This is a genomic window from Bradyrhizobium sp. (genome assembly GCF_019244115.1).
GTDB lineage: Bacteria > Pseudomonadota > Alphaproteobacteria > Rhizobiales > Xanthobacteraceae > Bradyrhizobium.
Genome location: NZ_JAFATE010000915.1, coordinates 1 through 2,944, shown reverse-complemented (window position 1 = coordinate 2,944; position 2,944 = coordinate 1). Strand labels below are relative to the sequence as shown.

General features: G+C 63.9%; 3 protein-coding genes and 1 tRNA gene. 1 reads left to right on the top strand and 3 read right to left on the bottom strand.

Features of this window, described 5'->3' with window-relative positions:
• Nucleotides 1-149: 149 nt before the first annotated feature.
• Both JOZ76_RS38070 and JOZ76_RS38065 read right to left on the bottom strand, forming a co-directional pair.
• A tRNA-Ile gene (locus JOZ76_RS38070) sits at nucleotides 150-225 on the bottom strand.
• Between the two features lie 82 nt (nucleotides 226-307).
• Nucleotides 308-1,285: a Bug family tripartite tricarboxylate transporter substrate binding protein gene (locus JOZ76_RS38065; RefSeq protein WP_291706511.1), complete on the bottom strand. Its 978-nt coding sequence runs from the start codon at nucleotides 1,283-1,285 to the stop codon at nucleotides 308-310.
• A 246-nt stretch (nucleotides 1,286-1,531) separates the two neighbouring features.
• On the opposite strand from JOZ76_RS38065, the gene JOZ76_RS38060 reads away from it, so the two are divergent.
• Nucleotides 1,532-2,464, top strand: coding sequence for a TAXI family TRAP transporter solute-binding subunit (locus JOZ76_RS38060; RefSeq protein WP_291706512.1), 933 nt, complete (start codon nucleotides 1,532-1,534; stop codon nucleotides 2,462-2,464).
• Between the two features lie 153 nt (nucleotides 2,465-2,617).
• On the opposite strand, the gene JOZ76_RS38055 is transcribed toward JOZ76_RS38060, so the two are convergent.
• Nucleotides 2,618-2,944: ABC transporter substrate-binding protein (locus JOZ76_RS38055; RefSeq protein ID WP_291706510.1), on the bottom strand; the 327-nt coding region annotated here is incomplete at its 5' end.

The window sequence follows — 2,944 nt, the reverse complement described above, 5'->3', positions numbered from 1 at the left end:
GGACACCACCATCCCGACTATTTGTCGGATGCCGTCGAAAAGATTGCTATGCGCGAACGCGGCGAACGAAAAGCGCACGTATCTGGTGCGATTTCTGGTGCGGTGCTCCCGCTGCGGCCAAACAAGACGGGATAAGCAATTGATTTCGTTGGTGGGCCCGGCAGGACTCGAACCTGCAACCAGACCGTTATGAGCGGCCGGCTCTAACCATTGAGCTACAGGCCCCGCCGCGGGCAGGCGCCCCAGGGCGCCCGCGAGCGGTGCGGCCCTCGTTTACAGGCTGGCTGGCGATCCCGCAATGGTGCCATCATTCCACCGACACGCCGGCGAACGCGACCACCTTGCGCCACCGCTCGGTCTCCTCGGCGATAAGCGCGCCATAGGCCTCGGGCGTCATCGGCATCGGCACGCCACCGAGCTCGGCAAGCCGCGCCTTCAGCTTCGGATCGTCCAGCACCTCGTTGACGGCCTTGTTGAGGATGGCGACGATTTCGGGAGGCGTGCCCTTCGGTGCCGACATGCCATAAAACACCATCGATTCGAATCCGGGCACGGTCTCCGCGATCGCCGGCATGTCCGGCAGGCCCGGCCAGCGCTCCCTCGAGGTGACGCCGAGGGCCCGCAGACTGCCGCCGCGGGCCTGGGCCAGCGCGGTCGGCAGGTTGTCGAAGATCAGCTGCACCTTGTCCGAGATGAGGTCGGGAAACGCCAGCGCCGAGCCGCGATAGGGCACATGCACCATCTCGCATCCGGTCATCGCCTTGAACAGCTCGGCCGACATGTGCACCGTGGTGCCGTTGCCCGAGGACGCAAAGGAGATTTTTCCCGGATTTTTCTTGCAGTAGTCGATCAGCTCCTTGACCGATTTCACCGGCATGGCGTTCGACACCACCAGCAAATTGGGGACCTCGGTGAAGATCGCGACCGGCACGGTGTCGCGCATGAAGTCGAACGGCAGCTTCTTGTACAGCGAGGCGCTGATCGCGTTGTTAGCGCCAGAAAACAGCAGCGTATAGCCGTCCGGCGCCGCGGCGATGCCGGCGGCGGCCGCGATATTGCCGCCGGAGCCGGGGCGGTTCTCCACGACGAATTGCTGGCCGAGACGATCCGACAGGAACTGCGCCATGATCCGCGCGATGGTGTCGACCGGTCCGCCCGGGGCAAAGCCGTTCAACCAGTGCACCGGACGGTTCGGATAATCGGCGGCCCGCGACGGCGTGGTACTTGCGCAGACGACCAGCACGCAGGCGAGGCCGAGCAGCGCGGCACGCAACATGGCAGGCATGTCCTCCCCCTTGTCTGTTTGTTACCTTGGCCATATCACAGATTTCTGTGGCGATCGCGGATCTCGGGGTCGAAGCGAGGCGGCCCGCGCGAACCGTGGTGATTCTTGTTATTTCCTGTGCGCCTGACATGCTCTCACTATGGCCGGTGATTGGCGGGGTTCGTCATGTTCGGACGTTTCGACGCACAGCTATGTTCGATGTCGACCACAAGGCCCGTGCTTGCCAGTCTTGTCGGTCTCTGGCTCATGACGGGCAGTGTTGCGGCGCAAGATCAAGAAAAGGAAAAGATCAATCCGATGACCACGATCAGTCTGGGGACGGCGACACCGGGCGGCGGTTTTCCGCTCTATGGCAATGCCTTTGCGCAGGCGATGAATGCAGCCGATCCCACCCTCGTGGTCACGCCGCGCAACACCAAGGGCAGCAATGAAAACATCCCGCTGCTGGAGGCCGGGCAGCTCGATCTCGGCCTCGTCGCCGGCGAGCCTGCCTATGAAGCGTTCCTGGGTATCGGGCGTGCCGCGACGCATCTGAAAATTCTCACCGCGATGTATTCGAGCCCCGGCATGTTCGTGGTGCGGGCCGACAGCCCCTACAAGACCATCCGCGATCTCGTCGGCCAGCCGGTTGCCTTCGGCGCCAAGGGGTCGGGGCTGCCGATCCTGTCGCGCTACATTCTCGACGGCCTCGGGTTGAGGCAGGACGAGGACTTCAGGTCGATCTATCTCGATCGCGCCGGCGATGGTCCGGCCATGGTGCTGGATGGACGCGCCGCGGCGCTGTGGGGGGCCGGCATCGGCTGGCCCGGCTTTGCTGCGGTGGCCTCGAGTCCGGCAGGCGCGCGCTTCATCGCGCCCGATGCCGCTGAGATTGCGCGCATTCGCGCCAGGCACAGCTTCTTGAAGCCGCTCACCGTGCCGGCCGGCAGCTATCCCGGCCAGACGGCCGCCATCAATTCGGTCGGCTCGTGGAGTTTCGTTCTGGCGCGCGACACCCTGCCGGACGATGTCGCCTATCGCCTCGCGCGCACGCTGCATGGCGTCGAGGCCGCCTTGTGCAAGCAGCTGGCGCAGGCCTGCGAAACCACCGCGGCCAACACGCTCGCCGCCGCGCCGCGCGCGGAGCTGATCCATCCCGGCGTGCTGAAATACTTTCGCGAGATCGGGCTGACAAAGTGAGTATTCGCTGTCGTCCCGGCGAAAGCCGGAAACCCATAACCCGAGGAAGTGGTTTGGAGCACGCTGGGAGAGACCGAGCGCAGCAACAAGCGCCTGTGGTTATGGGTCCGCTTTCGCGGGGACGACATCTCGGTTTGTCGCTCTGCTACGTCGTCACTTCTTCACCAGCGCACACGCCGGATCAGGCGGGCCGAACGCCTGGTCGCCGGGAATCGTCGCCAGAATCTTGTAATAGTCCCAGGGATATTTGCTCTCCTCCGGCGACTTGACCTGCACCAGCATCAGGTCGTGCACCATCAGATTGTCCTCGCGCAGCTTGCCGTGGCGGGCAAAGAAATCCTCGATCGGTTTTTCGCGCATCTTGGCCGCGACCTTCAACGGATCGTCGGTGCCGGTGTCCTTGATCGCCTGAAGATAATGCATGACGGACGAATAGACACCGGCCTGCCACATCGTCGGCATGCGGTTCATCTTGGCGAA